Annotated in this window: 21 protein-coding genes; 9 read left to right on the top strand and 12 right to left on the bottom strand. The window is 74.5% G+C overall.

The features are described 5' to 3' along the window. The 4 genes from ACFZA0_RS04160 to rsmH all read right to left on the bottom strand — a co-directional run bounded on the left by ACFZA0_RS04160 (position 1) and on the right by rsmH (position 5297). Positions 1–1521: a UDP-N-acetylmuramoyl-L-alanyl-D-glutamate--2,6-diaminopimelate ligase gene (locus ACFZA0_RS04160; protein ID WP_391010878.1), complete on the bottom strand. Its 1521-nt coding sequence runs from the start codon at positions 1519–1521 to the stop codon at positions 1–3. Between the two features lie 222 nt (positions 1522–1743). Further along, entirely contained in the window at positions 1744–3696 is a 1953-nt protein-coding gene (locus tag ACFZA0_RS04155) for a penicillin-binding transpeptidase domain-containing protein (protein WP_391010876.1), read from the bottom strand. 5 nt (positions 3697–3701) lie between these two features. Next, entirely contained in the window at positions 3702–4208 is a 507-nt protein-coding gene (locus ACFZA0_RS04150) for a hypothetical protein (RefSeq protein WP_391010873.1), read from the bottom strand. An 84-nt stretch (positions 4209–4292) separates the two neighbouring features. After that, on the bottom strand, positions 4293–5297 hold the full coding sequence (rsmH, locus tag ACFZA0_RS04145; RefSeq protein ID WP_391010870.1) for a 16S rRNA (cytosine(1402)-N(4))-methyltransferase RsmH: 1005 nt from the start codon (positions 5295–5297) through the stop codon (positions 4293–4295). Positions 5298–5738: 441 nt separating this feature from the next. On the opposite strand from rsmH, the gene ACFZA0_RS04140 reads away from it, so the two are divergent. From ACFZA0_RS04140 to ACFZA0_RS04125, 4 genes are all read left to right on the top strand, one after another. Beyond that, entirely contained in the window at positions 5739–6287 is a 549-nt protein-coding gene (locus ACFZA0_RS04140; RefSeq protein ID WP_391010867.1) for a carbonic anhydrase, read from the top strand. Positions 6288–6513: 226 nt separating this feature from the next. Beyond that, positions 6514–7575, top strand: a complete 1062-nt coding sequence (locus ACFZA0_RS04135; protein WP_391010864.1) for an AAA family ATPase — start codon at positions 6514–6516, stop codon at positions 7573–7575. Then, positions 7575–8939, top strand: coding sequence for a DUF58 domain-containing protein (locus tag ACFZA0_RS04130; RefSeq protein WP_391010861.1), 1365 nt, complete (start codon positions 7575–7577; stop codon positions 8937–8939). The genes ACFZA0_RS04135 and ACFZA0_RS04130 overlap by 1 nt, the downstream gene beginning before the upstream one ends. Continuing rightward, positions 8936–11413, top strand: coding sequence for a transglutaminaseTgpA domain-containing protein (locus ACFZA0_RS04125; protein ID WP_391010858.1), 2478 nt, complete (start codon positions 8936–8938; stop codon positions 11411–11413). The genes ACFZA0_RS04130 and ACFZA0_RS04125 overlap by 4 nt, the downstream gene beginning before the upstream one ends. Before the next feature lie 562 nt (positions 11414–11975). Here ACFZA0_RS04125 and ACFZA0_RS04120 read toward each other — a convergent pair. The 3 genes from ACFZA0_RS04120 to ACFZA0_RS04110 form a co-directional block, all read right to left on the bottom strand. Next, positions 11976–12368: a DUF3040 domain-containing protein gene (locus ACFZA0_RS04120; RefSeq protein ID WP_391010855.1), complete on the bottom strand. Its 393-nt coding sequence runs from the start codon at positions 12366–12368 to the stop codon at positions 11976–11978. A gap of 275 nt (positions 12369–12643) precedes the next feature. Then, complete coding sequence (locus tag ACFZA0_RS04115; protein WP_391010852.1) at positions 12644–13414, bottom strand: methyltransferase; 771 nt, start codon at positions 13412–13414, stop codon at positions 12644–12646. A 406-nt stretch (positions 13415–13820) separates the two neighbouring features. Continuing rightward, entirely contained in the window at positions 13821–14390 is a 570-nt protein-coding gene (locus tag ACFZA0_RS04110) for an SAV_6107 family HEPN domain-containing protein (RefSeq protein ID WP_391010849.1), read from the bottom strand. 152 nt (positions 14391–14542) lie between these two features. On the opposite strand from ACFZA0_RS04110, the gene ACFZA0_RS04105 reads away from it, so the two are divergent. The 5 genes from ACFZA0_RS04105 to ACFZA0_RS04085 all read left to right on the top strand — a co-directional run bounded on the left by ACFZA0_RS04105 (position 14543) and on the right by ACFZA0_RS04085 (position 20659). Continuing rightward, a complete protein-coding gene (locus ACFZA0_RS04105; protein ID WP_391010846.1) occupies positions 14543–15409 on the top strand; it encodes an ATP-binding cassette domain-containing protein in 867 nt (288 codons plus the stop codon). Further along, positions 15381–17519: a YhgE/Pip family protein gene (locus ACFZA0_RS04100; RefSeq protein ID WP_391010843.1), complete on the top strand. Its 2139-nt coding sequence runs from the start codon at positions 15381–15383 to the stop codon at positions 17517–17519. Before ACFZA0_RS04105 ends, ACFZA0_RS04100 begins: the two co-directional genes overlap by 29 nt. 34 nt (positions 17520–17553) lie before the next feature. Next, positions 17554–18183 (top strand): TetR family transcriptional regulator, encoded by a 630-nt coding sequence (locus ACFZA0_RS04095; RefSeq protein ID WP_391010840.1) that lies wholly within the window; start codon positions 17554–17556, stop codon positions 18181–18183. 270 nt (positions 18184–18453) lie between these two features. Next, on the top strand, positions 18454–19077 hold the full coding sequence (locus ACFZA0_RS04090; RefSeq protein WP_391010837.1) for a DUF4126 family protein: 624 nt from the start codon (positions 18454–18456) through the stop codon (positions 19075–19077). A 70-nt stretch (positions 19078–19147) separates the two neighbouring features. Continuing rightward, positions 19148–20659 (top strand): FAD-dependent oxidoreductase, encoded by a 1512-nt coding sequence (locus ACFZA0_RS04085; RefSeq protein WP_391010834.1) that lies wholly within the window; start codon positions 19148–19150, stop codon positions 20657–20659. Positions 20660–20744: 85 nt separating this feature from the next. On the opposite strand, the gene ACFZA0_RS04080 is transcribed toward ACFZA0_RS04085, so the two are convergent. The 5 genes from ACFZA0_RS04080 to ACFZA0_RS04060 form a co-directional block, all read right to left on the bottom strand. Beyond that, on the bottom strand, positions 20745–21755 hold the full coding sequence (locus tag ACFZA0_RS04080; RefSeq protein ID WP_391010831.1) for a hypothetical protein: 1011 nt from the start codon (positions 21753–21755) through the stop codon (positions 20745–20747). 56 nt (positions 21756–21811) lie between these two features. Continuing rightward, the gene (gene metF / locus ACFZA0_RS04075; RefSeq protein WP_391010828.1) at positions 21812–22744 is read right to left on the bottom strand and encodes a methylenetetrahydrofolate reductase [NAD(P)H]; all 933 of its coding nucleotides are present in this window, start codon (positions 22742–22744) and stop codon (positions 21812–21814) included. 110 nt (positions 22745–22854) lie between these two features. After that, positions 22855–23511 (bottom strand): thiamine phosphate synthase, encoded by a 657-nt coding sequence (gene thiE / locus ACFZA0_RS04070; RefSeq protein WP_391010825.1) that lies wholly within the window; start codon positions 23509–23511, stop codon positions 22855–22857. 130 nt (positions 23512–23641) lie between these two features. Further along, entirely contained in the window at positions 23642–24007 is a 366-nt protein-coding gene (locus ACFZA0_RS04065) for an Rv2175c family DNA-binding protein (RefSeq protein ID WP_391010822.1), read from the bottom strand. 123 nt (positions 24008–24130) lie between these two features. Continuing rightward, a complete protein-coding gene (locus ACFZA0_RS04060) occupies positions 24131–25372 on the bottom strand; it encodes an FAD-dependent oxidoreductase (RefSeq protein WP_391010819.1) in 1242 nt (413 codons plus the stop codon). Between the last annotated feature and the right edge of the window lie 53 nt (positions 25373–25425).

The raw sequence follows: 25425 nt of genomic DNA, 5'->3' as shown, positions 1-25425 counted from the left end.
TCATCCCTGGGTTTTCTGGATAGCTTCGCGAAGCACCTGGCGGTCGTCGAAGGGACGGACCACCCCGGCGATGTCCTGGCCCTGCTCGTGGCCCTTGCCCGCGACGAGGACGGTGTCCCCGGGTTCGGCGCGGGCGACCGCCGCGGCGACGGCCGCCGCGCGGTCCTCGAAGACCTGCACCTCGCCGCGCTCGTGCGCGGGTACGGAGGCCGCGCCTTCGAGCATCGCGGCGAGGATCGCGAGGGGGTCCTCGGAGCGGGGGTTGTCGGAGGTCAGTACGGCGGTGTCGGCGAGCCGTGCCACCGCGGCACCCATCGGGCCCCGCTTGCTGCGGTCGCGGTCGCCGCCGCAGCCGAGGACGACGTGCAGGCGGCCCTCGGTGATGCGGCGCAGGGCGCGCAGCACCGACTCGACGGCGTCGGTCTTGTGGGCGTAGTCGACGACCGCGAGGTAGGGCTGGCCGGCGTCCACGCGCTCCAGCCGGCCGGGCACGCCGGGGACGGCGCCGACGCCCTCGGCGGCCTTCTGCGGTTCCAGGCCGGCGGCGGCCAGGGCGACGATCGCGGCGAGGGTGTTGGCCACGTTGAACGAGCCGGGCAGCGGGGCACGGGCGGCGATCCGCTCGCCGCCGGGGCCGGCCGCGGTGAACGTCGAGTCCATCGGGCCCACCCGCACGTCCTCCGCGCGCCAGTCGGCGTCGGGGTGCCCCTCGGCGGAGTAGGTGACGACGGGGACGGTCGCCTCCTTGGCGAGCCTGCGCCCGTACTCGTCGTCGGCGTTGACCACGCCGAGCCTGCTGCGCGCGGGGGTGAACAGCTGCGCCTTGGCCCGGAAGTAGTCCTCCATGTCGGAGTGGAACTCCATGTGTTCCGGGCTGAGGTTGGTGAAGACCGCGACGTCGAAGACGCAGCCGTCGACCCGGCCGAGGACCAGGGCGTGGCTGGAGACCTCCATGGCGACGGCCTCGACGCCGCGCTCGCGCATGACGGCGAACAGCGCCTGGAGGTCGGTGGCCTCGGGGGTGGTGCGCTCGGACTTGATGCGCTCGTCGCCGATGCGCATCTCCACGGTGCCGATGAGCCCGGTGGCGCGGACCGTGCGCAGGCCGCCCTCGACGAGGTAGGCGGTGGTGGTCTTGCCGGAGGTCCCGGTGATGCCGATCTGGAGCAGGTCCCGGCCGGGGTGACCGTAGAGGGTGGCGGCGAGTTCGCCCATCCGTCCCCGCGGGTCGTCGACGACGAGGACCGGCAGGCCGGTCGCGGCGGCGCGTTCGGCGCCGCCCGGGTCGGTCAGCACGGCGGCGGCGCCGAGGCCGGCGGCCTGCGCCGCGAAGTCGGCGCCGTGGGCGCGGGCCCCGGGCAGGGCCGCGTAGAGGTCGCCGGGGCGCACGGCCCGCGAGTCGTGGGTGATTCCGGTGACGCCGGCGGTGGTGTCCGGCCGGGCGACGCCGAGCTGATCGGCGAGTTCCGCGAGGGGGGTAGCGGTGACGCGCACCGGTCGCGGCGGTCCCGGGTGGTTCACAGGAACGCCCTTCTGGGTGGTTTGGTTCTGATCAGCGTGTGGCACGGCGGTGAGCGTACCGGGCCTGCCGGGTGCGTCGCGAAGTGAGGACGCGGGGGGCGTCCGGTTCCCGGGATCGGGGGTGATCGTTGTCACGGGCTGGTTCCTGGTGGTGTGTCCGGTGATGCCGAGCGGGTTCCGGGCAATGCGGTTCGGGGACGGTGCCGTGCGGGCCGGGGCGGGTCAGGGGCTGTAACTGACGGGCAGGTTCGCGGCCTTCGCCCCGGTGGGCGGGACCTGGAGGGACTTCAGGGCGAACTCCATCACCTTCTTGTAGACGGGTCCGCAGATCTGGCCGCCGAAGTAACTGCCCTTGGTGGCGTTCTGGATGGCGCAGTAGACGGTGACACGTGGCTTGTCGGCGGGGGCGAACCCGGCGAACGACGAGGTGTAGCCGCTGTACTTGCCGGTCGCGGGATCCACACGGTTGGCCGTACCGGTCTTGCCCGCGACCCGGTAGCCGGGGATGCGGGCGAGGGCGCCGGTGCCCTGCTCGTCGTCGACCACGGACTCCAGCATCTGCGAGACCTCCTTGGCCGTCTTCGCGCTGACGACCCGTGTCTTCTTCGGTTCGGCGGCCGGGGTGAACTGCCCGTCGGCTCCCTTCGTGCCGCGCACCAGGGTCGGTTCGACGCGGACGCCGCCGTTGGCGATCGTCGAGTACACGGAGGCGGCCTGGAGGGCGTTGATGGAGACGCCCTGCCCGAACGGGATCGTGTACTGCTGCGACGTGGACCACTTGTCGGGGGGCGCGAGGATGCCCTTGGTCTCGCCGGGGAAGTCGAGGCCGGTGTAGCTGCCGATGCCGAACTTGCGCAGGTACTTGTAGAGGACGTCGTCCGCCTTGCGCTGGGTCGTGCCGAGCTGGCCGGTGGCCAGGATCGTGCCGATGTTGCTGGACTTGGCGAGCACGCCGTTGAGCGTGAGGTACCAGGTGGCGTGGTCGACGTCGTCCTGGAAGAGGCGGTCGCCGCGGTGCAGCCGGTTGGGCACGACCACGTGGGTCAGCGGGGTGGCGGCGTTCTCCTCCAGCACCGCGGCCATCGACATGACCTTGGCGGTCGAGCCGGGCTCGTAGGCGTCCTGGAGCGCGGCGTTGCCGAGGGCGGAGGAGCTGGCCGTGGAGAGGTCGTTGGGGTCGAAGCCGGGCGAGTTGGCCATCGCGAGGATCTGCCCGGTCTGCGTGTCCTGCACTATCACGTAGCCGCGGTCCGCCTTGGACTTGGCGACCTGGTCGCTGATGGCGTTCTGCGCGGCCCACTGGATGTCGCGGTCGATGGTCAGCTCGACGTCGGAGCCGGGCACCGCGGGCGTCTCGGTGGACCCGGCGGTCGGCACCTCGCGGCCGCCGGACTGGGCGTAGCGGATCTTGCCGTCCTTGCCGGACAGCTCCTTGTCCAGCTGCTGTTCGACGCCGCCCGCGCCCTTGCCGTCGGCGTTGACGAAGCCCAGTATCCCGGCGGCGAGGTCGCCGTTGGGGTACACGCGTTTGCTGCTGGGGTCGGAGAAGACGCCGGCGAGGACGTTGACGGTCGAACTGTCCGTCTCCGCCTTCTTGTTGAGCGCCGACTTCAGGTCGCTGATCTGGTTCCAGACCTGCGGGGTCTGCCGGCGGGCGAGCAGCACGTACCGGGTGTTCTTGGTGGCCAGCTTCTTGGCGAGGGTGTCCTGGTCCTGCCCGAGGATGGGCGCGAGGAGGGCGGCGGCCTGCTGGGGACCGTCACCGATCTTGAGCTGCTTGCGGGTGAACATGGTCGGGTCGGCCGTGATGTCGTCGGCGTCCACGCTGGCGGCGAGGGCCACGCCGTTGCGGTCGGTGATGCCGCCGCGCTCGGCGGCCAGCGTGTGGACGACGTACCGGTTCTGCTCGGCCTTCGCGGCGTACGCGCTGGACTCGACGGCCTGCACCTGGAGCAGCCGGACCACGAACACGGCGAGCACCATGCCGAGCGCGACGCCGACCAGCCGCAGCCGCGGGCGCGGACTGCCGAGCCGGATGACGCGCGGAGCGGCCGGGCGGGGGCCGCCGGGGCGCCGGACCGGACGCGCTCCGGGGCCGGGGCGGCGCCGCGCGTCGGGACGGGCGGGCCGGGCGGGGGCGGGCACGCGGCGGCGCGGCGGTTCCCTGTCGGACACTTCCGTCACCTGCCGGTATTCGTTGCGGACGGGACTGCGGACGGGGCCGCGGACGGGAGGGAGGCAGCCTGCGACGGGACCGGCGTCGTCACCGACGCGACGGTCTCGGGCGGGCGGAGCGCCACGGGAACGGCGGCCGAGGACCGCAGGGCCGCGCTGGAGGGGACGCCCTTCACGGTGCCGTCGGGTGTGAGGAAGGCCGGGTCGCCGCCGGGCACCATGCCGAGCTCCCGGGCGCGGCGCACCAGGGCGTCGGGCGCGGAGTAGGCGTCGACGTCGCGCTGGAGTGCCTGTTCCTCGTCGGTGAGGTTCTTGGTGTCGCTCTGGAGGTCGTTCAGCTTGAACGATCCCTCACTGAGCGCGGAGTTGAGCACGAGCAGACAGATCAGGCCGCCGCCGAGGAGCAGCACGACGAGGAGGACGAAGGGGGTCCGCGCGGCGTGCGCGGAGCCGGCCGGCAGCAGCCGGGCCAGTCGCGCGGCGCGGCCCCGGAGCGCCGGTTTCCTAGGCACGCGGCCCCCCGTGGGCGCGGGTCCGCGGCGGGTGCTCCCCGCGGGCGGGGGCCGCGCTGCCGCGTGCCCGCCTCGTCGCCAGCCTCACTCGACGTCCTCCCTGATCCGTTCGGCGCCGCGCAGCCGGGCCGGCGCCGCCCGCCGGTTCTCGGCGATCTCTTCCTCGGTGGGAAGTTCGGCACCACGGGTGAGCAGCTTGAGCCGCGGCTGGTAGCGCTCGGGCACGACCGGCAGTCCGGGCGGGGCGGTGTTGGCCGCTCCGGCCGCGAACACCTGTTTGACCAGGCGGTCTTCGAGGGACTGGTACGCCAGCACCGCGATCCGTCCGCCGACCGCCAGGGCGGCGACGGCGGCGGGCACCGCCCTTTCCAGCACGGTGAGTTCACCGTTGACCTCGATGCGCAGCGCCTGGAAGGTGCGCTTGGCCGGGTTGCCGCCGGTCCGCTTGGCGGCCTGCGGCAGCGCGTCGCGGATCAGTTCCACCAGCCGGGCGCTGTTCGTGAACGGCTCCCGCGCCCGCTCCCGCACCACGGCGCCGACGATCCGCTTCGCCTGCTTCTCCTCGCCGTACGCGCGCAGGATGCGCACCAGTTCGCCGGGCGCGTAGGTGTTGAGCACCTCGGCGGCGCTGATGCCGGTCGTCTGGTCCATCCGCATGTCGAGCGGGGCGTCCTGCGCGTAGGCGAACCCCCGGTCGGCCTCGTCGAGCTGCATGGACGAGACACCGAGGTCGAACAGCACGCCCTGCACCCGGGGGACGTCCAACCGGTCCAGCACGTCCGGGAGTTCGTCGTACACGGCGTGCACCAGGGTGGCGCGTGCGCCGAAGCGGGCCAGGCGCTCGCCGGACAGCCGCAGTGCCTCCTTGTCGCGGTCGAGGGCGACGAGCCGGGCCTCGGGGAAGCGGGTGAGCAGTGCCTCGCTGTGACCGCCGAGCCCGAGCGTGCAGTCGACGACGACCGCGCCGGGGCGCTCCAGAGCGGGCGCCAGCAGGTCGAGACAACGGTTCAGCATGACCGGGACGTGCCGGTCGTGGCCCGTCCGTCGCCCGTCGCCGCCGTCGTCCGGAAGCGCTTCGCGCCCTGTCACTTGGGGCCCTCTCAGGTCCGGCGCGGACACACGCACCGCCGGGGCCCCGCCCGCTCGTGAAGGGGAAGGGCGGCCGGCACCCGAGGCGCCGGCCGGCCGGGAGCGGGAGGAGGCCGAGCCGTACGTACGCGCCGCGCACGTGGGGAGATCTCCGCACAACCACCGGGGTCCACCGGGGTCTTCGGGAGTTTGATCAGCAGCGGGAGCCTCGCCTCCCGCTTCGCGTCACTTTAGTCCACGGTGTCTCCCGGTCAATCTCCCGGCCTGCGCGTCGCCGGGCCCTGTCCGGCCGAACCCGTGACGCGGTGAGGATCACCCGTTCGGATGCGGGGCCGTCCTGCGGTCGGCTCAGTGTGGGTCGCCTCACAACAAGTCACGATGGCGTTCTTTGTCCCTCCTCACAGCAGGCCCGGACCACGCGTGACCAGTACCGTCGTCCTCATGACGACTTCTGCAGCAGCTCCCACCGGCCCCGAGGGCGCCATAACCCGCGGCGACGCCGTGACGGACCGCCTCGTGGAGGCCAACCAGCGGTACGCCGCCGCCTTCGACGACCCCGGCATGGACGCCCGCCCCGTTCTGCGCGTCGCGGTCGTGGCGTGCATGGACGCCCGCCTCGACCTGCACGCCGCGCTCGGCCTGGAACTCGGCGACTGCCACACCATCCGCAACGCGGGCGGTGTGGTGACCGACGACGTGATCCGCTCGCTGACCATCAGCCAGCGGGCGCTGGGCACCCGCAGCGTGGCGCTCATCCACCACACCGGCTGCGGCCTGGAGTCCCTCACCGAGGAGTTCCGGCACGACCTGGAGATGGAGGTCGGCCAGCGCCCGGCGTGGGCGGTGGAGGCCTTCCGGGACGTCGACCAGGACGTGCGGCAGTCGATGCAGCGCGTGCGGACCTCCCCGTTCCTGCTGCACACCGACGACGTGCGCGGCTTCGTCTTCGACGTGACGACGGGCCTGCTGCGCGAGATCGACCCGGCCTGACCCCCTCCCGAAAACCGCCGAACCTGTCGTTTCCGGGGCGTACCGCGCGCCCCGGGCACGACAGAGTGCGGTCAGTTGTCCACAGGCGAGTGACACGAATCGGTAACGGCAGCAAGAATGCGGGGGTGACGTCGCGCGGGACCGCTCCGCGGGGTGTCCGTCTTTCGGGGTGGGCCGGTCCGCCATGGCGTGCCGGCCCGGAACAGTACGGGCCGAGGAGGGCCGGGTGACGACCTATGACGCTCGATCGGAGCACGGGGGTGCCCCCGCGCGAGGGCATTCGGGCGTGGGGCTGAGTCTGACCGCGACCGCGGAGCGCATCCGCGGTTCGGTCGAAGAGGTGATCGAGGGCAAGCCGGAGGTCGTGCGCCTGTCGCTGACCGTGCTGCTCGCCGAGGGGCACCTCCTGATCGAGGACGTCCCCGGCGTCGGCAAGACCATGCTGGCCAAGGCGCTGGCCCGGTCCATCGACTGCTCGGTGCGGCGCATCCAGTTCACGCCCGACCTGCTGCCGTCCGACATCACCGGCGTGTCCATCTGGGACCAGCAGCGCCGCGACTTCGAGTTCAAGCCGGGCGCCGTCTTCGCGCAGATCGTGATCGGCGACGAGATCAACCGCGCCTCGCCGAAGACGCAGTCCGCGCTGCTGGAGTCGATGGAGGAGCGCCAGGTCACCATCGACGGGCAGACGTACGAACTGCCCAGCCCCTTCATGGTGGTCGCCACGCAGAACCCGGTCGAGATGGAGGGCACCTACCCGCTGCCCGAGGCGCAGCGCGACCGCTTCATGGCCCGGGTCTCCATCGGCTATCCCAGCGCCGAGGCCGAGCTCCGGATGCTCGACGTGCACGGCGGCGTGAACCCATTGGACGACCTCCAGCCGGTGGCCCACGCCCACGACATCCTCAAGCTCGTCGAGGCGGTGCGCGGCGTGCATGTCGCCGACCCGGTGCGCCGGTACGCGGTCGACCTGGTCGCCGCCACGCGCACGCACCCCGATCTGAGACTCGGCGCGTCACCGCGCGCCACCCTGCACCTGCTGCGCGCGGCGAAGGCGTCGGCCGCGCTGGACGGCCGCGAGTACGCGCTGCCGGACGACGTCCAGGCGCTCGCCGTGGCGGTGCTGTCCCACCGGCTGCTGCCCACCGCGCAGGCCCAGCTCAACCGGCGCACCTCGGAACAGGTCGTCCAGGAGATCCTCCAGCGCACCCCGGTGCCGACCGCGCCCGTGCAGGGCGGCGCCCTTCCGGGCCGGTCGTACGGCCAGCAGCCGCCGCGGAGGATGTGATGAGCGCCGGGGGGACGGCGCAGGTCGCGGAGGGCGACCGGGGCGGTGAGGGCGGCCTGCGCACGGCGCTGGCCGGTCTGACCACTCGCGGCCGCTCGTTCCTCGCCGCCGGTCTCGCGGCCTCGGTGTGCGCGTACGTCCTGGGCCAGGGCGACCTGCTGCGCGTCGGGCTGCTGCTCGCCGTGCTGCCGCTGGTGTGCGCGGGGATGCTGTACCGCACCCGCTACCGGGTCGCCGGCAGCCGCCGGCTCTCCCCCGCGCGGGTGCCCGCGGCCTCCGAGGCCCGCGTCCACCTCCGGGTCGACAACGTCTCGCGGCTGTCCACCGGGTTGCTGATGCTCCAGGACCGGGTGCCCTACGTCCTCGGGCCGCGGCCCCGGTTCGTGCTCGACCGGGTCGAGCCGGGCGGGCGGCGCGAGGTGTCCTACCGGGTCCGTTCCGACCTGCGCGGGCGCTATCCGCTCGGGCCGCTGCAACTGCGGCTCACGGACCCGTTCGGGATGTGCGAACTGACGCGCTCCTTCTCGGCGTTCGACACCCTGACGGTGATACCGCGCGTCGAGCCGCTGCCCACGGTGCGGCTGAGCGGCGAGGCCAAGGGGTACGGCGACGGGCGGCAGCGCTCGCTGGCGCTGGCCGGCGAGGACGACGTGATCCCGCGCGGCTACCGCTACGGCGACGACCTGCGCCGCGTCCACTGGCGCTCCACCGCCCGCTACGGCGAGCTGATGGTGCGCCGCGAGGAGCAGCCGCAGCGCGCCCGCTGCACGGTGCTGCTGGACACGCGGGGCGGCGCCTACGCCGGGCAGGGGCCCGACTCCGCCTTCGAGTGGGCCGTCTCCGGCGCCGCGTCGGTGCTCGTGCACATGCTGGAGCAGGGCTTCTCCGTACGGCTGCTGACCGACACCGGCATGTCCGTGCCGGGCGAAGGCGCCGACGGTTTCGCCGGCGCCAGCCAGCAGTCCGCGGACGCCGCCGGGCTGATGATGGACACCCTCGCGGTGATCGACCACTCCGACGGCGCGGGCCTGTCCCGCGCGTACGACCTGCTGCGCGGCGGCAACGAGGGGCTGCTGGTGGCGTTCTTCGGCGAGCTCGACGAGGAGCAGACGGCCGTCGCCGTACGGATGCGGCAGCGCGGCGGGGCGGCCCTCGCGTTCGTCCTGGACCCCGAGGACTGGAGCCGCGAACCGAGCCCCCAGCAGGCGGCGGCCGCCCGCGCCGCGGACCGGCGGCGGACGCTGCGGGACGCGGGCTGGACAGTGGTCCCGGTGCCACCGGGGGCCCCGTTCGCCGAGCTGTGGCGGCACGCGGACCGCGAACGCGCGGGGCTCGCGACGGCGGGCGGAGAGGGACGGTCATGAGCGGGCGCGCCCGGATCACGGTGTTCTCGGCGGCGGCGACGCTGATGACGGCGACGGCCCTGCTGCCGCTGGTCTCCCCCGTCGTGTGGGTCTTCCAGGCGACGCTGCTGCTGACCGTGCAGAGCGCCGTCGGCGCCGCGACCCGGCGGGTGCCGCTGGCGCGGCCGCTGACCGTGGCCGTGCAGGCGCTGACGGCACTCGCCCTGCTGACCCTCTCGTTCGCCCACCGGCAGGCGCTGTTCGGCGTGGTGCCGGGCCCCGACGCCTTCCGGCACTTCGCGGACCTGTTCCAGCAGGGCACGACCGACGTCGGCCGCTACTCGATACCGGCCCCGGCGTCCGACGGCATACGGCTCATGCTGGTCGGTGGTGTGCTCGTGATCGGCCTGGCGGTGGACACCCTCGCGGTGACCTTCCGCAACGCCGCGCCCGCCGGCCTCCCGCTCCTCGCGCTGTACTCGGTGGCCGCCGGGCTGTCCGACGGTCCCTCCGACTGGCTGTGGTTCCTGCTGGCGGCGGTCGGCTACCTGATGCTGCTGCTCGCCGAGGGCCGCGACCGGCTCACCCGCTGGGGCCGCGTCTTCGGCGGCAGCTCGCGGGGTTCCGCACGGTCCGCCGAGGCGGGCGGTCCACTGGCGCCGGCCCGCGCCGGACGCCGGATCGGCGTCGTCACGCTGGGGCTCGCCCTGATCGTCCCGCTCGCGCTGCCCGCGGCCCAGGGCGGACTGCTGGGGGGCCTGGGCAAGGGAACCGGGAGCGGCACGGGCGGCGACGGCACCGCGACCGGGGTCAACCTGCTGGTGTCCCTGCGCGACAGCCTCAACTCGGTCGACGACCGCCAGGTGCTGTCCGAGCGCACCGACGGCACCAGCTCCGGCACGTATCTGCGGATCGTGTCCCTCGACGACTTCGACGGCATCACCTGGAAGCCCTCCGACCGGCGCCACGAGGCGCTCCCCGACAGCCTGCCCGACCCGACGGGCCTCGGGCAGGACGTCAGGCGCACCGAGGTGACCACCCGGATCGCGGCGGCCGACTGGTACGCCCAGAGCTGGCTGCCGATGCCGTACCCGCCCAGCGGTGTGCGGGTCGAGGGCGACTGGCGCTACGAGCCCGTGGACATGGCCGTCGTCGGCGACCACGGCCAGGACACGCACGGCCTGACGTACGAGGTCTCCAGCCTGGAGGTCCAGCCCACCGCGCAGCAGCTCGCCGCCGCCCCGGCGCCGCCGGACGACCTGGAGCGCGAGTACACGGCCCTCCCGAAGTCGCTGCCGTCGGTGGTCGCGAAGACCGCGCGCGAGGTGACCGCCGGTTCGGCCAGCCACTACCAGGAGGCGGTGGCGCTCCAGAACTACTTCACCCAGACCGGCGGCTTCACGTACGACACGACGGTGCAGGTCGGCAGCGGCTTCGAGGCGATCGCCCGGTTCCTGAGGGACAAGCGCGGCTTCTGCGTCCACTTCTCCTTCGCGATGGCGGCGATGGCCCGCTCGCTGGGCATTCCGGCGCGGGTCGCGGTGGGCTTCGCACCCGGGACGCAGCAGGCGGACGGCTCGGTGTCGGTGGGCCTGAAGGACGCGCACGCGTGGCCCGAGCTGTACTTCCAGGGCGTGGGCTGGACGAGGTTCGAGCCGACCCCGACCCGCGGTTCGGTACCGGCGTACACACTGCCCGACTCGTCCGGCAACAGCGTTCCCGACCCGGCGCTGCCGTCCCGGTCCACCAGCGCCGGGCCCTCCACGGCGCCGTCGGCGAGCGAGAGCTGCTCGGCCGTCGACCGGAAGAACGGGGGCTGCGCGAGCGAGTCCCCGGAGGCCGCCGTCACGCCGGGCGGGGGCGGCCCCGGGACGTCCGACGTGCTGGCCTGGACGCTGGGCGGGCTGGCCGCGATCGGCCTGGTCCTCTCGCCCCTGCTGTGGCGGGTCCGCAGACGAGCCGTACGGCTCGGCGGCGCGCGGGGGCACGCCCTGCCGGCGGGCGCCCGCGAACACGCGGAGGGGACCGACCCGCGGACCGGCGCACCACCGGGTGCGCGGGGCGGCCCGGCGGTCCGGCACACCCTGGCCGTCTGGGACGAACTCACGTGCACGGCATGGGACTTCGGGATCCTCCCGGACGACTCCCTGACCCCGCGCGGCGCGGCGGCCCGGATCGTCCGCCGGGGCGGTCTCACCGGGGAACCGGCGGCGTCGGTGCACCGGGTGGCGAACGCCGTGGAGCAGGTGCTGTACGCGCCGCACCCCTACCCGGCGGCGGGCCTCGCCGCGGACGCCCGGCTGGTGACGGCGGCCCTGCGCGCCTCGGCGAACCGCCGGGCACGACTGCGGGCCACGTTCGCCCCGCGTTCGGCCGTACGGGTGCTGTGGGCGGCCTCGGCCCGCTGGACCGAGACGAAGACCCGCCTCTCGACAGCGAAGACCCGCATCCACCCACGCCGCGGAACGGGCCACCCCCGGGGGCAGGAAGGCTGAGGCGGAACACCCGGGGCAGCCGGGGAGCAAGGTGTTGCCCCCCGGGCCGGGGATCGCCGAGCGGGGAAGTGCACCGACGGCCGGGCGGCAGGGGCTGCGCGGCGCCAGTGGCTGTCGGCCTGCGGCTCCCTCGACCCACCATCCGGGGCGGAGCACCCACCGCGGCCAAGCGGCCGGCAGCAGCAGCCGCGCGGCCGCAGGCCCGGGGTCTGCCCGGGACCCGGGCGCGGCCGTGCCCACGGAAGCGGCGCACCCCGCGGCGGCCACAGCGACGCCGCGACCACTCGCGCCCCGCCTGCGCGGCCACCCGGCGGCTCCCCCCGACCGGCGGCCGCTGAGCCTCTCCAGGCCGGGCCGGGCCGGGTCAGTGAGCCGCGAGCCGGAGCCGTCCCGCCGCGCATGCCCCGGCCCTGCGCGGAGCGTCCCGTGCCCCGCCCGGAAATGTTTCGTACCGGCTGGTCCGACCGGGCGCCGGGGCATGCGTGAGGGGTGGACACCTGACCGGTGTCCACCCCTCGGCACGTGAGACGGAGAGCCGCGCCGCGCGGCGTGCGTACTGCTGTCAGTGGCCCTGTTCGTCGCGGCGGCGCTGCCAGCGCTGTTCGATCCGGTCCATCATGGAGCGGCGCTGCCGGACCTGACGGGGCGCGGCCTGCGCACCGCCGACCGGCTGCTCACCCGGCTTGGGCGCCTTGCGCCAGCTGGTGACGGCGAGGACGGCACATCCCAGCATGACGAGGAAGCCGACAACGCTGACCCAGATCTGCTTGGCGACCATTCCGGCCATGAGGAGCGCGATACCAACGAGGAAGCCCACGACCGCCTGGTAGACCCGTCGCCGGGTGTACGTGCGCAGCCCGCTTCCCTCAAGCGCTGTCGCGAACTTGGGATCTTCGGCGTACAGCGCTCGCTCCATCTGCTCGAGCATGCGCTGCTCGTGCTCCGAGAGCGGCACGGAGTCCTCCTCATCGTGCAGTCGCCGGGGCGACCCGGGGGGTCCCTTCAGGATAGGCAGGGAATCGCCCCCGTGAAACCCGCCCCTCTGCGCCAATTGGCCAACCGCGATCCGTCGTGCCCGTCTCGGCCCGCTGAGGCTTCCATTCCCCGGGGGCCGACCCGTCATGCGGGGCGGTCACCCCCGATCATACGGCGGCGGAGCCGCTCCCGGGGGGCCTGTGGCCCAGTCCGTGCGCAGCCAATGGCCTGATCAACGGCGCACCACGGGACGGCTCAGGCCTCTTCGGTCCCGCGCACCTCGCCGAGCACGTGGAGCTGCGTGGCCACGGAGTGGAAGGCCGGCAGTTCGGCCGCCGCCGCCTCCAGCTTGAGCAGGGCGTCCAGCGCCCCGGGCTCGGTGTCGACGAGGACGCCGGGCACCAGGTCGGCGAAGACCCGCACGCCGTGCACCGCGCCGACGCGCAGGCCGGCGCCCTCGACGAGCGCGGTGAGCTGGTCGGCGGTGAAGCGGCGCGGTACCGGGTCGGCGTCGCCCCAGCGTCCGTCCGGGTCGCCGAGCGCCTGCCGGGCCTCCGTGAAGTGGCCGGCGAGGGCGCGGGCGAGGACGGCACCGCCGGTCCCCGCGGCGAGCAGGCTGAGGACGCCGCCGGGGCGCAGGGCGGCCACCACGTTGCTGACGCCGACGGCGGGTTCGTCCACGTACTCCAGGACGCCGTGGCACAGCACCGCGTCGTACCCGCCGCGCTCGGCGACGTCGAAGAGACCGTGGGCGTCGCCCTGGATGCCGCGCACGCGGTCGGCGACACCGGCCTCGCCCGCCCGGCGCTCCAGCGCGAAGAGCGCGTTGGGGCTGGGGTCGACGACGGTGACGCGGTGGCCGAGGCGGGCGACCGGCACGGCGAAGTTGCCGCTGCCGCCGCCGGTGTCGAGGACGTCCAGCGACTCCCGGCCCGCGGCCTTGACCCTGCGGTCGAGGGCCTCCTGGAGGACCTCCCAGACCACGGCGGTACGGAGGGAGGCGCGGGGGCGCATCGGGTCCGGCACGGCAGTTGACTCCTCGGCGCGGCACCGCCGCTTGCGCGACGGGCGATCGGGCGGCCGCCCGGACCGGGACGACGGTACGGGGGCTGGGACCTGGGCCGGGGCGGCTGCGCGCTCCGGCGCTGCCCACCCTATGGCCTCCGGCCGCGGACCCGGCCGACCGTCTCGCGCGCCGGACCGGGGCCGCCGGGCGGCGCGTGACCGCCCGGTGCGTCCGACGCCTCGGCCGGGGGCCGTGCCGGAACCTCCCGACCGTCCGCGCCGCGGACCGGCCGCCCCGGTCGCCGGCTCCGGCCCGCCTGCGAGAGGCGGGCGGGCGAACGCCGGGCCACGCCGGACGCGGCCCGGCGCATCGCCCCGCCCCGCCCCGCCGCGTCCGAGGAGGCCGCCGCCCGGCGGGGCCATGCGCTCACCCCGCCTCCGGCACCCCCCGGTCGCGGTGCCCGCGGCGGGGGCCCGCGGTGTCCTCGTCCTGGCGGGGCTGCGGGAGGACCGGCTGCGGGGCCAGCATGCGTTCGACGATGCGCAGGAACATCGCCACGTCCCGTACGAGGTCGTCGGCCTCGCGGCGGCCGACCGCGCCCCGGATGCCTGCCTCGGCACGGGCCCGGCGCTGGGCGCCCGAGGCGAACAGGGCGCTCCACTCGGTCAGTTCGGGGGCGATCTCCGGCAGCACCTCCCACGCGGGCCTGATGCGGGCCCTGCGCTTCGCGGTGGACTCGGGGCGTCCGCGCACCGCGAGGACGGCGGCGGCGGTGCGCAGGGCGGCGAGGTGGGCCGCGGCGTAGCGCTCGTTCGGTGTTTCCAGGACGGCGGCCTCGTCGAGTCCGGCGCGGGCCTGGGCGAGCAGGTCGAGGGCGGCGGGCGGCGCGGTGGCCCGGCGCAGTACGGGGTGGACGTCGCTCGCCGGGCCGGTCAGTGAGGGGGCAGGGCCGGGGACGCGGCGCCGGTGTGCGGCTGCTGCGGGGTGGTTGGCCATGACGAACCTCCTGTCGTCTGGGTGACGGCACTGTGGCCGTATGTGCCCATCGTGCGGTATGGCACTGACAATCCGTTCTGACCTGGACTTTTGCTTCGCGCGCTTGTTCGGTCTACTTTTGCACTGACCAGTCAGTTCAAATTCTGTCGCGGATGCGGAATACGGGAGGGAGCGCCGTGGGCGAGCCGTGGGGGGCCGGGATCTCCGCCCGGGGGTTGGGGGTCAGGGGCCCGCGCGGGTGGGCGTTCCGCGCGGTCTCGTTCGATGCGGAACCCGGTTCGCTGCTCGCCGTTGACGGATTGTCAGGTTCCGGCCGGACCTGTCTTCTGCTCGCGATCACCGGACGTATGCGTCCCGCCGAGGGAACCGCGGTCGTCGGCGGCCTCCCGCTGCCCCGGCGCATGGCGGCCGTGCGGCGGTTCTCGGCGCCCGCGCACATGGCCGGCGTGACCGATCTCGAACCCGCGCTGACCGTCGGCGAGCACCTGCGTGAACGCGCCCTGCTGCAACGGCGGTTCGGCGACGCGCCGGGCGGTGTGCTGCGCGGTCTGCTGCGGTCCCCCGCCGAGCGCGCGCGTGCCGCGCGGGAGCGGACCGCGGCAGCGCTGGACGCCGCCGGCCTCGACGTCGCGGCCCTGCCCAAGGGGCCCCGCACCGCCGTGCGCGACCTGGAGCGGCTGGAGGCGCTGCGGCTCTCGGTGGCGCTGGCGCTGGTGGGACGGCCGCGGTTGCTCGCCGTGGACGACGTCGGGCTGAAGCTCTCCGACGAGGACCGCGACCGGGCGTGGGCGCTGCTCGCGGACCTGGCCCTGGAGGGCACGACCGTCGTGGCGGCGGGCGAGGGCGCGCCCGAGGGCACCCCCGCCGTCCGCCTCGGGGAGGCCGGAAGCACCACCGACGGCGACTCCCGCGACTCCGACGACTCCGACGACTCCGACGACTCCGACGACTCCGACGACTCCGACGACTCCGACGAGAAGGGACCCGCCCGTGCGTCTGCCGAGGCTCGCCGCGCTTGAACTGCGGCGTTTCACCCGCGGCCGGCTGCCGCGCGCCGCGCTCGTGGCGCTCATGGTGCTGCCGCTGCTGTACGGCGGGCTCTACCTGTGGTCGTTCTGGGACCCGTACGGGCGCCTGGACCGCATCCCGGTGGCGCTCGTGGACGACGACAGGGGGGCGACGGCGGACGGGAAGCGGATCACCGCCGGTGACGACATCACCGAGGAGCTGCTGAAGAGCGACACCTTCGCGTGGCACCGGGTGAGCGCCGCCGAGGCCCGGCGCGGTGTCGAGGACGGCACCTACTACCTGTCGCTGACCATGCCGGCCGACTTCAGCGCGCGCGTGGCGTCCAGTTCGGGGGACTCGCCGGAGACGGGCGCGCTCCAGGTGCGCACCAACGACGCGAACAACTACATCGTCGGGCAGATCTCCAAGACCGTGTTCGGCGAGGTGCGTTCGGCGGCGTCCGCGAAGACGTCGCGGGGTTTCCTCGACCGGATCTTCGTCTCGTTCTCCGACATCCACGGGCAGACGGTGAAGGCGGCCCACGGCGCCGACCGGCTCGAAGCGGGGATCGACAAGGCGGAGAAGGGCTCCAAGGACCTCGCGGACGGCCTCACCGAGGCGAAGAAGGGCAGCTCGAAGCTGGCGAAGGGGCTCAAGAAGCTCAACAGCGGGGCCGGCGACCTGGAGACCGGTTCGCGGCAGGTCGCCGACGGCACGCAGACCCTCGCCGACTCGGTCGACGGGGCGGCGGCACAGGTGCGGCCGTTCCTGAAGGCCAACCGGAAGACCATCGGCGACACGGCCCGTCTGGTGGCCGACTCGGCGGGTGCCGTGCGCGACAACCTGGACACGCTCGCGAAGACGGCCCCGGCGGCGGCCAAGGGCGCGCGCGCCGCGTCGCGGACCCTGGACGACGTGTACACGGCGCGGTGCGGGAAGGCCGGGACGGCCGTCGGCACGGACGGCACGACCACCACGAGCGGCACGGACGGCGCGGACGACCCCGACGCCGCGTGCGCCGACCTGAAGCGGGCGAAGGACGCCGCCGCGGACGTCTCGGCGGTCGCGGACGACCTGAACACCCTCGTCGCCGACCAGGACGGCGACCTGAGCACGCTCAGCAGCGGCCTCGGCACGCTCCAGCGGCAGGCCGACGCCCTCGCGGACCGGGCGCCGCACCTCACGGACGACCTGGACGACGCCGTCAAGAAGATCGACGCGCTGAACGCGGGCGCCGCCGAGGTCGCCGCCGGCGCGAAGACCCTGCACACGGGGCTCGGCACCGCGCGTACCGGCGCCACCGACCTGAACACCGGGCTCGGCACCCTCAAGTCGGGCGCCGGAGAACTGCACGGCGGCCTCTACAAGCTGGCCGACGGCTCCGCGACGCTGGCCGACGGACTGCACGACGGCGCCGGGAAGATCCCCGACTACGACACCGCGGACCGCGACAGGCGCACCGGCGTGATGTCCGACCCGGTGCGCCTCGCCTCGCAGGACCTGCACGCGGCGCCCAACTACGGGACCGGGTTCGCCCCTTACTTCATCCCGCTGTCGCTGTGGGTCGGCGCGATGGTGGCGTACATGCTGATCGCCCCGCTCAACCGGCGGGCCCTCGCGGCGGGGGCGCCCGCCTGGCGGACCACGCTCGCCGGATGGCTGCCGGTGGCCGCGCTCGGGGTGCTCCAGACGGCGGCTCTGATGGCGGTGCTGCACTGGGCGGTGGGTCTGGAGATGGCGCGGGCGGCGGCGACCGTGGGCTTCCTGTTCCTGACGGCGGCCTGCTTCGCGGCGGTCGTGCAGTGGCTGAACGCCCGCTTCGGCGCCGCGGGCCGCATCCTCGTACTCGCCCTGCTGATGCTCCAGTTGACCTCCGCGGGCGGCACCTACCCGGTGGAGACCAGCCCCCGTTTCTTCGGCGCGCTGCACCCGTACCTGCCCATGAGCCACGTCGTCGAGGCACTGCGGCGGCTGATCACCGGCGGCGGCACGGGCCCGGTGTGGCGGGCCTGCGCGGTGCTCGTGGCGTTCACCGCGGGCGCCCTCGTGCTGACCGCGCTCACGGCCCGGCGCCGGCAGGTGTGGACGCCCGCCCGGCTGCACCCCGAGCTGAGCCTGTGAGTACGGGGGCGGCGGGGCTGTGACAATCGGGCCCATGGAAAGCAGCAGCGTCACGCCGGGCGCCAGCCCGCGCCGCGAGGCCACCCGGCAGAAGCTCTACGAGGCGGCCGTCACGCTCATCGCCGAACAGGGCTTCTCCGCCACCACGGTGGACGAGATCGCCGAGCGGGCGGGCGTCGCGAAGGGCACCGTCTACTACAACTTCGCGAGCAAGTCGGTCCTGTTCGAGGAACTGCTGCGGCACGGCGTCGGTCTGCTCACCGCGTCCCTGCGGGAGGCGTCCGGGGAGGTCGCGCGGGCGGGCGGCAGCAAGGTGGACGCGCTGGACGCGATGATCCGCGCGGGTCTCGGCTTCATCGCCCGCTACCCCGCCTTCACCCAGCTCTACGTGGCCGAGCTGTGGCGCACCAACCGCACCTGGCAGTCGACGTTGATGGTGGTGCGCGGGCAGGTCGTCGCGGCCATCGAGGACGTCCTGCGGGAGGGCGTGGCGGGCGGCGAGTTCAGCGAGGAGATCGACGTGCCGCTGACGGCCGCCGCGCTGGTCGGCATGGTGCTGGTGGCCGCCCTGGACTGGCAGGCGTTCCAGCCCGAGCGCTCCCTGGACGACGTGCACGCGTCGTTGTCCCGGCTGCTCCAGGGCCGGGTCAGCGGAGGCCGCTGAGCGCGGTCCGCCGACCCGGCCGGAGTCCGGCCGGGCAGCTCCCGCGCGTCCGTCAGGATCACGCCGGGAGCACGGTCCGGGGGCGCGCCGTTCCGCAGCCCCGTGCCGGCGGTGCCGGCGCCGCGCCCCTTCCCGTGCCCCCCACTGTCCCGTCCGCGCGGGTCCCGTCCCATCCGCGCACGTACTCAACCCGCCCCCTGAGTACACCTACGCGAATCCGAGTGCCCAACCCCTGGGACGTGTGTGCGAGTACTGGCTACGATCTCCCGCATGTCCGTACTCCCCCTGGTCTTCACCAGCGGCTGGGCCAGCGGCATCAACGCGTACGCGGCGGTGCTGCTCCTCGGCCTGTTCGGCGCGACCGGGCTCAGCGACGACGTGCCCGCGGCGATGCAGCGCCCCGAGGTGCTGATCGTCGCCGGTGTGCTGTTCCTGTGCGAGGCGGTCGCCGACAAGATCCCGTACGTCGACTCGGTGTGGGACTCGGTGCACACCGTGATCCGGCCGGTCGCCGGGGCCTGGGTCGGCGCGCTGCTCGCCGGCCAGAGCGGCTCGCTGTCGGAGGTCGCGGCCGGCGTGATCGGCGGCTCGACGGCGCTGGCCAGCCACACCGTCAAGGCCGGTACGCGCATGGCGGTCAACACCTCGCCCGAGCCGTTCAGCAACGTGGTGGTGAGCCTCGCCGAGGACCTCGGCGTGGGCGGCATCGTCACGTTCTCGATGTTCCATCCGGTGGCGGCGGCGATCGTCGCGGGCGTGCTGCTCGCCACCGGGCTGGTGGTGGTCTGCTTCCTGGTCTCGCGGATCAGGCGGTTCCGGCGGCGCCGCGCCGAGCGGCGCGAACGCAAACGGGCCCTCGCCGAGTGGCCGCCGCAGGAGCCCCCGCCGGCCTGACCCGGCGCCCGCGGACCCGCGCGCGGTGGCCGCCGGAGGCCGCGGCCGGCGCGGCCGATAAGGTCCCCGCATGGCACGGATTGCGGTGATCGGCGCCGGGACGGGCGCCATGGGGGCTGCCGCCCGGCTGGCCGTCGCGGGCCACCGGGTGACGGTGTACGAGCGCACACAGACGTACGGGGGCGCCCTGCGGCGTCTCGAACGCGACGGTTTCGCCTTCGACACCGGGCCGGGGCTGCTCCCGCTGCCGGCGGTCTACCGCGACCTGTTCGTCAAGACCGGCAAGGAGTCCATGGAGGGCTCCGTCGACCTCGTGCAGGTCGACCCGTCCGCCCGGCACGTGTTCGCGGACGGTACGCGCGCGGACCTCCCCAACGCCTCGCGCGCGGGGGTCGTCTCCGCCCTCGACGACGCCCTCGGCGGCGGTGCGGGCCGGCGGTGGGGCGACTTCCTGGTACGGGCCCGCGAGGCCTGGGACCGCACGCGCCGGCCGCTCCTCGAAGAGCCCCTGTGGCCCAACTGGCAGGTGCTGGCCGAGCGCGAGCCCTATCCGGCGGTCCCGCGCAAGCGGCTGCTGCGCACCCGCCTGGCCGCCACGCTCACCGAGGTCGGCGACCTGGAGCTGCGGGACGCACGGCTCACCGCCCTGCTGGAGAGCTACGCGGTCACCTACGGCCTCGACCCGCGCACCGCGCCCGCGTCGGCCGCCGTACTGCCGTACATGGACCACGCGTTCGGCACCTGGTACGTCCGCGGCGGGCTGCGCGAGCTGGCCCGCGCGATGTACGAGCGGTGCGCGGCCCGGCGGGTGGAGTTCGTGTTCGGCGCGGACGTCGTGCGCGTCCTGGAGAAGGACGGCCGGGCGGCCGGTGTGGAGCTGGCCGACGGCACGGTGGCCGGGGCGGACCACGTGATCGGCGGCGCCCCGGCCCGCCTCGCCGCGATGGTCCCGGGGCGGGCCCTGTTCCCGGACGGCGTCCCCTCGCCCGGCGCCGAGGACACCGTGCCGGGCCGGGTCGTGGTGTGCCTGGCGCTGCGCGGCGCCCGCGACCGGGACGCCGTGCACCGCACCGTCGTGCACACCCGGGACCGGGAGGACGAACTGGGCGCCCTCGCGGCGGGCAGGCCCGCGGCGGACCCGACGGTCGTCGTGTACCGGCCGGACGATCCGGCGCTGCGGCCCGACACGGCGCACGAGTCGGTGGTGCTGACCGCGACGGTGCCGTCCCTGGCCCGTCACGACTGGGCCGCGCCCGGCGCCGCCGACGCGTTCGCCGACCGGATGGTGGCCGCCGCGGCGCGCGCGGTGCCGGACCTCGCCGGTCGCGTCCTGTGGCGCGAGGTGCGCACGCCCGTGCACACCCGCGAGGAGACGGGCGCGGAGGCCGGCGGAGTGCCCGCGCCCGCACTGGCCGCCGCGGCGGGCTCCCTGCTGCGCCCGCCCAACTCCACTGCTCTGCCAGGGCTGTTCACGGCCGGCGGCTGGGCGCACCCCGGGGGCGGGCTGGCGCACGCGGGGATGTCGGGCGCGCTGGTGGCCGGACTGGTCGTGGAGGGCCCGGACTTCCGCGGCTCGCAGTGACACGCCTCCGCCCCCGGACCGACGGTCCGGGGGCGGAGGGCCCGGCGGGAGCGGACCGCCGGGGCCGACTCCCCTGCGGGGAGGCTCAGTAGCGGTACTGCTCGTCGTAACCGGTGTTCTGCGCCTGCCCGTTGTGCTGGTTCTGGCTCTGATCGTGGTTCTGGTACGGGTAGTTCTGCTGCTCGGGCGGCAGGTCGCCGTCGGCGTAGCTGCCGTCGGCGTTGCGCTGCTGCGGGACCCAGACCCCGCCGGCCGGGGTGTCCCCGTAGTTGCCGTACTGGTCCTGGTTGTACTGCTGCTGCTCGTACGGCTGTTGCGGAGCGTAACCGCCGTTGCCGTACTGCTGCTGGCCGTCGTACGCCTGGGTGCCGATGTACGGGTCGGAGTAGGCCGCGTACTGCTGCTGGGCGCCCGTGTCGTAGCCGTACTGCTGCTGGTCGTAGCCGGAGTAGTTGTCGTACCCGTAGTTCTGGTCGCCGCCCTGGCCCGCCGCGGCGTACGCCTGGTCCTGCTGCTGGCCGGCCGCCGCGTAGGAGGTGTCGGCGGCGCCCGCGAAGGTGCCGTCGCGGTAGACCCCGTAGGAGCCGGTGTCGTCCGGCAGCGGCTGCGGCTCGTACACGGAGTTCGCGCCGGTGTCGCCGGGGTGGGTGCCCGCGTAGGCGTTCTCGTGGTGGTAGCCGTCGCCCTGGCCGTAGGCGTCGTCCCCGGCCGGGCCGGGTGCCTCGGCGCGGTGGTCGTCGTCCTCCGGCACGGGGCCGCGGCCGTCGGGGCCCGGCCCGTCGTGGTCGTGGTCGGGGTCGTGCTCGTGTTCGCGCTCCCGCTTCTGGGCGTCGGCCTCGCGGCGGCCGGGCAGCGCCCAGCCCTCGTCGAAGCCCCGGCGGAAGGACAGCGTGACGTAGGTCTGGCCGACGGCGAACGCGACCGCGCCGAGCGCGATGACGAGGACCGACGGGATCAGTACGCCGAGGACGACGAGGACGAAGCCGCCGAAGGCGAGCAGCCGCCAGCGCAGCCGTGCCTTGTACTGCAGCAGCACCTCGCCGAGCAGCCAGAGCGCGACGACGCCGAATGCGATGTAGAGGACCGTCCAGCCCATGTACGCCCCTCTCCCAGTGGCCGCTACGCAGTGTGGCGCATTCAGGTGCGGCCGGTCTAGGCCTGTGGTCGGTGGTGCGGATCGTGCAGACCCAGGTTCTCGTGGATCTCCAGCGTCGCGGTGGAGTTGTTCAGCGTGATGAAGTGCAGCCCCGGCACTCCCTCGGCCAGCAGCCGCGCGCAGAACTCCGTTGCGACGTCGATGCCAATGGAGCGTACCGCCGCCGGATCGTCCTTCGCTGTGTGGATCCGGTCCGCGAGGGCGGACGGGATGGCCGCGTTGCTCAGCTGGGGCAGCCGTTCCAGCATCCGCACGCTGGTGACCGGCATCACTTCGGGGATGACGGGGGTGTCACAGCCTGCGGCGGCGAGGCGGTCGCGCAGCCGGAGGTAGGACTCCGGCTGGAAGAACATCTGTGTGATCGCGTAGTCGGCGCCCGCCCGGCACTTGGCCACGAAGTGGGCGACATCACTGTCCCAGTCGGCGGAACGGGGGTGCATCTCGGGGAACGCGGCGACGCCGACGCAGAAGTCACCGGCCTCCTTGATGAGGCGCACCAGGTCGGCCGCGTACTCCAGACCGGTCGGGTGGGCGGTCCACTCGCCCATCGGATCGCCGGGCGGATCGCCACGCAGAGCGAGCATGTTGCGGATGCCCGCGTCGGCGAACTGGCCGACGATGTTGCGCAGTTCGGTCACGGAGTGGTCGATCGCGGTGAGGTGGGCGACCGGCGTCAGCGTGGTGTCCGACACGATCTGCTCGGTCTCCCGGACCGTGCCGGCCCGGGTGGAACCGCCGGCCCCGTAGGTCACCGAGACGAAGTCCGGGGCGACGGCCTCGACGCGGCGCAGCGCGCTCCACAGGTTCCGCTCCCCCTTGGGGGTCTTCGGCGCCGAGAACTCGAACGAGATCGTCGTCTTGCCGGAGGCGAGCATGTCACGCACGGTAGGTGCGTGATCCGTCCGGGTGGATGCGGTTCCGAGGGCCATACCCGCAGGTTAGCCAGGGGACGTCGGTCGCCCAACCGGATGAGGGTTTTTCACCCGGTTCGTCGCCTTGTTGTCCACCCCTCGGACAGCCGTGGACACCGCGGCGCGGCTCAGCGCTCCCGCAGCCGCTTCGCGAAGGCGGCGGCGGCCGCGCCCGGGTCGTCGGCGCCGGTGATCGCGCGGACGACCACGACCCGGCGGGCGCCCGCGTCGAGCACCTCGTCGAGGTTGCCGAGGTCGATGCCGCCGATGGCGAACCACGGGCGGGCGGTGCCGAGGCCCGCGGTGTACCGGACGAGCCCGAGGCCGGGGGCGGTGCGGCCGGGCTTGGTGGGGGTCGGCCAGCAGGGGCCGGTGCAGAAGTAGTCCACGCCGTCCTGGACGGCCGCGGCGGCGGCCTCGGACTCGGCGTGCGTGGAGCGGCCGATCAGGACGTCGTCGCCGAGCAGCGCGCGGGCCGCGGGGACCGGCAGGTCGCCCTGCCCGAGGTGCAGCACGTCGGAGGCGGCGGCGTGGGCGACGTCGGCCCGGTCGTTCACGGCGAGGAGCGCGCCGTGCCGGGCGCAGGCCTCGGCGAACACGGCGAGGTGCGCCAGCTCCTCGGCGGCCTCCATGCCCTTGTCGCGCAGCTGCACGACGTCGACCCCGCCGGCCAGGACCGCGTCCAGGAACTCGGGCAGGTCGCCCTGCCGGGTGCGGGCGTCGGTGCACAGGTACAGGCGGGCGTCCGCCAGCCGGGCGCGGGCGGTGGTGGCGGTGTCGGACATGCTCAGGTCCCCCCGGGGACGGCGCCCCGGGCGCCGTGATGGTCGTGGCGTGCTGGTGTCGCGCGGGCCCGGCCCGCGGGGCGCGGCCCTGGCGGGCGCGCCCCGGGGGCGGGGCGGTCGGGCGCGGTCGTCAGAGGGCGAGCGCCTGGGCGCGGCGCTTCACCTCCGTGCCGCGGTTCTCGCTGAGGGCCTCGGCGGGGGTGCCGGGGAGGCTGGGGTCGGCCGTGAACAGCCACTCCAGCATCTCTTCGTCGGAGTAGCCGTCGTCCCGCAGGAGCGTCAGGGTCCCGGTCAGGCCCTTGACGATCACATCCCCGTCGATGAAGGCGGCGGGGACGTGCAGCGCGCGGTTCTCCCCGCGGCGCACGGCGATGAGCTGGCCCTCCTTGACGAGCTGGCGGACACGCGTCACCTCGACGCCGAACTTCTCGGCGATGTCGGGGAGGGTGAGCCAGGCGGGGACGAGAGCATCGATCTTGGTGTCAATCTCGGTCACCCCTCAAGCCTGCCATCCCGCACCGACAGCCGGAAGCCGACCCCGTCCGACCGGGCGGCGGCGGACACCGTCACGCGGTCGCCGCTCCTCCGGCGTCGCCGCCCGGTCGCCCGCCCCCGCGCCCTACGCCGTCGCCGTCTTCAGTGGCATGGAGGGGTCAGCGAGGCGTTCCGCGTCCATCACCGCGCCCGCCTCGATCAGCTTGCGGCCCTGCGCCAGGTCGCGCGGACGGCCCACCGCGAGGAGGGCGACGAGCCGCCCCTCGCGCAGCCAGCACACGGTCCACGCCGGTCCGGCGGGGTCGCCGCGCCACACGGTGGTGTCGCCGTAGGGGTGGTGGCCCGCGTACTGGACGAAGCGGCCGAACTGCTCGGACCAGAAGTACGGGACCGGGTCGTAGGCCGCCGGGGCGTCGCCGAGGATGTCGGCGGCGACCGTGCGCGGCCCCTGGAGGGCGTTGTCCCAGTGGTGCACGAGCAGGCGCTCCGCGTACCGCTCCGAGGGGAAGGACGCGCAGTCGCCCACGGCGTGCACGTCCGGGACGGAGGTGCGCAGGCGGGCGTCGGCGAGGACCTCGCCGTGCGCGCCGAGCGCGACGCCCGAGCCGGCCAGCCACTCGGTGACGGGCCGGGCGCCGATGCCGACGACGACGGCGTCCGCGGCCAGCCGGGTGCCGTCGTCGAGCACCACCGCGCCGTCCTCGACGAGGGCCACGCGCGCGTGGGTGCGCAGGTCCGTGCCGCTGTCGGCGTACCAGTGCGCCATCGGGGCGGCGACCTCGGCGGGCAGCGCGCCGGCCAGCGGCCGGTCGGCGGCCTCGACGACGGTGACGGCGCAGCCCGCCTCGCGGGCGGCGGTGGCGAACTCGGCGCCGATCCAGCCGGCGCCGACGACCACGATGTCGCGCTGGGCGGCGAGCACCGGCCGCAGCCGTTCGGCGTCGTCCAGGGTGCGCAGCACGTGCACGCCGGAGGCGCCCTCGGTGCCGGGCAGCCGGACGGGCCGGGCGCCGGTGGCGACGACCAGGGCGTCGTACGGGACGGGCCCGGCGGACGTGTCCAGTTCGTGGTCGCCGGGGCGCACGCCCAGGGCCTCGGTCCCGAGCCGCAGTTCGATGCCGAGGGCGGCGAAGTCGATGTCGAAGGCGGAGCCGTCGGCCTTGCCGAGCAGGACGGCCTTCGACAGCGGCGGCCGGTCGTAGGGCGGGTGGGTCTCGGCGCCGATCAGGGTGACGGTGCCGTCGAAGCCCTGTTCGCGCAGGGCGACCGCGGTCTGCACCCCCGCCATGCCCGCGCCCGCCACGACCACGCGCCGCGGGTGGGGGGCGCCCCCCGACGTGCGCCGTTGCTGCGTCTGCTCGCTCACGTGATCACCATAGACAACTGACATCGCGTCAGTCACCGGCGGTGACCGGTGCT

Origin of the sequence: Streptomyces sp. NPDC008150 (assembly GCF_042956945.1) — a bacterium.
In the GTDB taxonomy this organism is placed as follows: Bacteria; Actinomycetota; Actinomycetes; order Streptomycetales; family Streptomycetaceae; genus Streptomyces.
The sequence above is the reverse complement of the archived record's forward strand: the minus strand, read 5'-3'. Positions and strand labels throughout refer to the sequence as shown.

Bases quoted from the DNA above. Each gene is read 5' to 3' on its own strand.
- ACFZA0_RS04140 (WP_391010867.1), top strand. From the start codon at position 5,739: ATGACGACTTCTGCAGCAGCTCCCACCGGCCCCGAGGGCGCCATAACC.
- ACFZA0_RS04130 (WP_391010861.1), top strand. From the start codon at position 7,575: ATGAGCGCCGGGGGGACGGCGCAGGTCGCGGAGGGCGACCGGGGCGGT.
- ACFZA0_RS04125 (WP_391010858.1), top strand. From the start codon at position 8,936: ATGAGCGGGCGCGCCCGGATCACGGTGTTCTCGGCGGCGGCGACGCTG.
- ACFZA0_RS04110 (WP_391010849.1), bottom strand. From the start codon at position 14,390: ATGGCCAACCACCCCGCAGCAGCCGCACACCGGCGCCGCGTCCCCGGC.
- ACFZA0_RS04105 (WP_391010846.1), top strand. From the start codon at position 14,543: ATGCGGAATACGGGAGGGAGCGCCGTGGGCGAGCCGTGGGGGGCCGGG.
- ACFZA0_RS04095 (WP_391010840.1), top strand. From the start codon at position 17,554: ATGGAAAGCAGCAGCGTCACGCCGGGCGCCAGCCCGCGCCGCGAGGCC.
- ACFZA0_RS04090 (WP_391010837.1), top strand. From the start codon at position 18,454: ATGTCCGTACTCCCCCTGGTCTTCACCAGCGGCTGGGCCAGCGGCATC.
- ACFZA0_RS04085 (WP_391010834.1), top strand. From the start codon at position 19,148: ATGGCACGGATTGCGGTGATCGGCGCCGGGACGGGCGCCATGGGGGCT.
- ACFZA0_RS04080 (WP_391010831.1), bottom strand. From the start codon at position 21,755: ATGGGCTGGACGGTCCTCTACATCGCATTCGGCGTCGTCGCGCTCTGG.
- metF (WP_391010828.1), bottom strand. From the start codon at position 22,744: ATGGCCCTCGGAACCGCATCCACCCGGACGGATCACGCACCTACCGTG.
- thiE (WP_391010825.1), bottom strand. From the start codon at position 23,511: ATGTCCGACACCGCCACCACCGCCCGCGCCCGGCTGGCGGACGCCCGC.